Source organism: Mycobacterium sp., from assembly GCF_049683355.1.
In the GTDB taxonomy this organism is placed as follows: Bacteria; Actinomycetota; Actinomycetes; order Mycobacteriales; family Mycobacteriaceae; genus Mycobacterium.
On sequence record NZ_JBAUJB010000284.1, the window covers coordinates 1 to 5,448 of the forward strand.

Sequence of the window (5,448 nt, forward strand, 5' to 3'; positions counted from 1 at the left end):
TCACGAGCGCCGCACGCCCACCAACGCAGCGCAGCCCTCGGCAACCCCGGCCGGCACCGGCGGTGTGACGCTACCGGTGATCGTCGTCGGCGCCGACTGCGCGACCCTGGGTGCCGCAGGGGTGACCGAGGCCGGCGACCCGGCGTACTGCGCGCGCCTGTCGTCGTCAGGTGCCCCGCTCTGGTCGCTGTACCCCGGCGAGATCACCCACCCCACCGGTGCGCCGGGCACCGCCGCGCCGGTCCTGGTGTGCATGGAGCAGACGGGCAAGACCCAGGTGGACTGCCACGATGACATCCTGCAGGAGAACAGCAGCCCCGGCGCCAACGACGCCTCGTCCTGACTCACGGACCGATCCGGATCGGCCCCGGAGACCACAGCCCTGAGTGGGTGGTCGAACCCAGTGCGATCTCCGCGGGTTCGGCGTCGACGATGGTGTCGAACCGGCGCAGCGATCCCCAGTCCTGACCCCAGTCCTGCGACAGGTAGGTCGACATCACCGAGGCCCGCAGCAGCAGGTCGGTGATCCCCAGCAGGCCACCGTTGACGCCGTCCTGCCAGGTGTCGGTGCTCTGCAGCTTGGCGAGGTAGTCAGGCGAGATGCGGAACTTCGGCACCTCGGTGACGCCGTTGGCGTGCAGCATCGGTTGCTGGCAGGGGAATGCGAGGCCGACCGCCCAGTCCAGCAGGACCGGCTGCTCGGAACCGATGAATTCCTGCACCGAGCGCACCTCCGGCACCCGTGGCGGCGTGACGGCCAGCCAGTCGCCCTGGCTCAGCGAGAGATCCTCGGCGATCACCCGGACCGCGACGGCGTCGCCGGGGATCTGGTCGCGCGGGTAACGCAGATTGCGCCATGACGGCGTCGGGCCGATATCGAACGGGCTGACCCGGCCGGCCGGCTCGAGGGCTCCGTCGGGTCCGCGCCGGGCGTACTCGAGTTCCACCGTCTCACCGGAGCTGACCCCCTCGGTGACGCTGCGCCCGGAGATGGTGCCTGCCGCGGTGATCACCACGAGTGGGTGCGCGTCGTCGGCGGCGGGCAGGTCGTACCACGCCGAAGCCAGCCGGCTCTCCTCTTGGGCGCCAGTGGAATACGTTCCCGCCACCGGGACCTGCTCAGGGTCGAGGCCGTAGGGCAGCGGCACGGTCGAGCCGTTGATCCCGGGCTCGGAAAGTTCCGACGGCTGGTTCCAGTCGTAATCGGTGCCGGGCTGTGGAGTGTTGAGCCGGATCGCTTCGGCGATGATCCGGTCGGGAACGCCGTTGGGCGAGAAGCCCTCCGGGTCGGTCCCGCCGAGTGGGCCCAGCGGGCCCCAGTCGCCGGCAGCGGGCTGCAGGAACCCGTCGTTGGAGTTGGGCTCGACGAGCACGTCGTCGGCCATGCCGCATCCCCCGACGAAGGCGCGCACATTGGCCCACCCGTTGGAGTAGGTCGGGTACTGGCGTACCACACCGATGACCATCGAGGCCACGAAGACGATCACCATGAAACCGGCTGCGATCGGTATCGGTGCGGCAGTGAGCTTGTCGACGACCCGCGACTCGTGCCGGGACGTCAGGTGCAGCCAGAACGCCCACAGTGCTGCGATCACGAACAGCACCATGAACATGGTGCTGACCGTCACTCCGCCGATCTGCGGTACCGAATTATTGAACGGGGCCCCGAAGTTGGAGACGTACCACCAGCCGTTCGTCGACGCGAAACACAACGCCAGCACGAAGAACACCAGAGACAGGAACGCCATCCGGTTACGCGCCGAGCGCAGCACCACCGGCGACATCAGCACCGTCGCCAGCGCCGCCATCGCGCCACCGACCGCAGCGAACAGACCGAAGTGGTGGATCCACTTGGTGGGGGTGAACATCAGGAAGAAGATCGTGGCGAAGATGACGCCCATCAAGCGCCATGCCGGACCGCGCGCCACCCCGGCAATGCGCTTGCGCCGCAACATCATGAACAGTGCGGGGAACAGGCACAGCGCGGTGAACAGGAACGCGAACCGCCGGGAGATCGCGGCATCGGTCGTCGGCAGGATCAGGTAGTAGTACCGCAGGATCTCGGTGAACCACTCCTGGCTGGGGCCGATCGCAGTGCGAATCCTGGTGGCTTCCAACACCGTCGCCAGCGTCTGGTCGGCGAACACCACGCTCAGCACGATCGTGCCGGCGGCCAGTAGCGGCGCCACCAGTGGCCAGGTGCCGACGGACCGGCGGCGTCGCACCAGGATGCGCAGGATCGGCCTGCCGCCGGCCACCAGCGCCGCCACCGCGATCAGACCGGTCGGCTGGATTCCGAGCGTGAACGCCGCGGTGGTGATCGCCAGCGCCGCAGGCGTGAGCCGGCCCGAACTGATGGCCCGCTCGATCAGCACGTAGGTGATCAGTGCGCCGGTGGCGATCTGGCCCTCGGGTCGTAACCCGTTGTTGAACGGCATCCACGCTGCCAGCAGCACCAGCCCGGCGGCCCACATCGCCGCCTTGCTTCCCGAGACCGCGGGTCCCAGCCGAGGCAGCACCTCCCGCGACAGCAGCAGCCAGCACACCAGCGCACAGATCAGATCCGGCAGCCGGATCCAGATGCTGGCATCGCTGACCCGCGTCATCAGCGCCAGCACGTTGTAGTACCAGCCGAACGGGTCCTCCGGGCTGCCGAACCAGCGGAAATAGTTCGACATGTAGCCGGCGTGGTCGGCCACCCGGGCCATGCCGAGGATATAACCGTCGTCCGACGAGTTGGCGCCGATGACGTACCAGAGCGCGAACCCGCCGACCACGACCCCGTCGACGGGCCCGGCGGTCCGCCACCGTGACGGGATGACGCGGCGCATCCGCCGCCCGTCGAGCCGGTCCAACCGCCACAGGGCCAGCAGTGCGACGACGGTCGAGACGACCGTCAGCAGCATCGCCATCAGCTTCAGTGCCGTCGGGCGCGTGGTGAAGCGGGTGTCGATGCCGGCCTCGAACTGAATACCGGCGGGTGCCGGGCCGGTGAGGTCGGTGAACACACCGACGATGGCAGGCCGCAGGTTGGGGTCGGGGAAGCCGGTGCGTTGGGGTTCACCGGCATCCTCGCCGGAGAGCTGTGTCAGGCCGACGAACTCGGCGAAGGTGCCGTCCAGGGACGAGGTGATCTCCAGCCGGGAACAGCCCGGCGGCCCGGTGATTCGGTCGCGGTCCACGCTGGCCACGACGACGTTGCGGACGATCACGTCGACGCGGGTCTCGGTGACGTTGACCAGCATCGCGTTCAGCGCGGCGTCGCGTCCCTCGGCCGGCGCGGTGCCGAGGACCAGTCCTCCGTCGTCGGGCATCGTCGCGATGACCTCACAGGGCACCGTGGCGGTCAGGCTCACCGGCGCCTGGGAGATCACTGGGGCGGTGACGTTGCTGAGCTGGCCCTGCTGAGGCCAGTTCAGCGTCGCCGTGGTCTGGGTGACCGGCAGCAGCGGCGTGGCCACGGCCAGCACGAAACCCAATAATCCCGCGACCGTGGCGACCCAGCGGGCGATCCTGGCATCGTCGAAGGCCGGGCTCACGGGAGTGCCCTGATCGGTCCGCCGCGACTCCAGCCGAACACTCGTGTCGATCCTTCGTCGATCGCGGCCTCGGGCGCCTCATCGCGGGGCACCAGCCGGGTGTAGCGCTCGATCGAGCCCCAGTCCCGGTACCAGTCGTCGCGCAGGTACGTCGGGATCGTCGACGTCCTCAGCAGCGCCTGGATGAAGAGGAACGGACCGCCGTCGTCGGCGGACTGCCACTGGTTCGACGAGGACACCAGTTGCTTGAAGTTCGGCAGGATCCGGTACTCCGGGAGTTCGGCCACCGCCAGGTGCTCGGCGAACGGCCGCTGGCACGGGAAGTTCGCGGCGGTGGCGATGTCCATCAGCACCGGGGTCTCGGTGCCGAGGAACTCACTCGCGGTCTGCAGCACCGGCACCCGCGGCGGGGTGAACCCGAACCACTGGTCGTCGGAGAGGTTCGGGTCGTCGGCGACGATGCGCGCCACGTTGGCCTCCGGCGGTGCCGTGGACAACGGGAAGCGCAGATTGCGCCAGGCCGTCTGCGAGAAGATGTCGATCGGCTGTACCTCGTTGAGCGCCTCATAGGAACCGTCGGGTCGGAGCACCCCCCACTGCAGCTTCAGCGACTGCCCGTAGCTGAACTCGCCGTCCTCCTCGTAGTACCAGATGGCGCCCGCGGCGGCGACGCTCACCAGCGGCCGGTCCGGGCTGCGGGGAGGCAGCTGATACCAGGCCGACGTCGCCTCGGCGGCAACCCTGTTGTTAACGGCGGCGGGCTCGTCGTAGCTGCCCATCACCGGGGTGCGGTCCGGATCCAACCCGAACGGCAGGAACACCCGGGATCCGTTGACACCCTCGGGGCCGTAACCACCGCCGGTTCCGGCTGCGTAAGCGATCCCGATGTTCGGTTTGTCGACCGGTCCGTCGGAGTTCACCAACCCCGGGTTGGCCGCCACGGGTTCGGCAGGCTCCAGGGTGTCGCTGACGCCGTTGGGGGTGAATCCCACCGGGTCCTCGCCGCCCAGCGGCCCGTACTCACCGAACTGCTGGCCCGGCACCGGTTGCAGCATGCCGGCGTTCGTGTCGGGCTCGACGAGCACGGCGTCGGCCATCGCGCAGCTGCGGGACGAACCCCCGGGCAGGGCGGCCTTCAGCGCCGACAGGTTCGCCGCGCCGGTGGTGTACACCGGGTAGCGCCCGGCAGTGGCCTTGAGCATCGAACCGACCGACAGCAACACCATGATGGTGGCCACCACCAGCAGCGGGGTGGACGCCAGCGCCCGGTTGCGCCCCGTGTCGGCGACCTCGGTGTGTCCGGCGTAGTCCATCCGGAAGTGCAGCCAGCCGGCGAGCAGGCCGCAGCCGATCGCCAGCAGCAGGAAGATCGTGGTGACGGGGAAACCGAAGATCACCGGTTGCCGGTCGAACCACGGCACCCCGTAGTTGCCGACGTAGAACCAGCCGTTGATCCCGGCGTTGGCCCATGCCAGCACGAACAGCAGCGCGGTCACGTACAGTGCCAGATTCCGGCGGCTGTGCAGGCCGACCCGGGCGAACGCGAACGCGGTGACCGCGCCGAGGGCGCCCGCCACCCCGGCGAACACGCCGAACTGAACCCCCCATTTGGTCGGTGTGAAGAACAACAGCAGCAGACCGATCGCGGTGGTGCCGGTCAGCCGCCACACCGGTCCGTTGACCGCACCGGGCACGGTGCCGCGGCGCAGCAGCACCACCAGCAGTCCGAACAGGCACAACAGCAGTAGCAGCACGGAGAAGCGGCGGGTCAGCGATGCGTCCACGCTGTCCTCGACCATCACGAAGTAGTACCGCAGGAACTCCTGGTACCACGGGATGGTCGGGCCGACGACGTACTTGACGCGGGCCGACTCGGCGACGGCTGCCAGCGTCTGGTCGCGGAACACCA

General features: G+C 69.0%; 2 protein-coding genes and 1 pseudogene. 1 reads left to right on the forward strand and 2 read right to left on the reverse strand.

Annotation, left to right across the window (positions count from 1 at the left end):
- Positions 1–343 (forward strand): annotated as a pseudogene (locus WA944_RS16650) (serine/threonine protein kinase); the annotation flags it as partial.
- A gap of 1 nt (position 344) precedes the next feature.
- Here the strand turns inward: WA944_RS16650 and WA944_RS16655 are convergent.
- Positions 345–3,539 (reverse strand): arabinosyltransferase domain-containing protein, encoded by a 3,195-nt coding sequence (locus WA944_RS16655; protein WP_526609254.1) that lies wholly within the window; start codon positions 3,537–3,539, stop codon positions 345–347.
- Positions 3,536–5,448: arabinosyltransferase C-terminal domain-containing protein (locus WA944_RS16660; RefSeq protein WP_526647150.1), on the reverse strand; the 1,913-nt coding region annotated here is incomplete at its 5' end. The genes WA944_RS16655 and WA944_RS16660, both read right to left, overlap by 4 nt.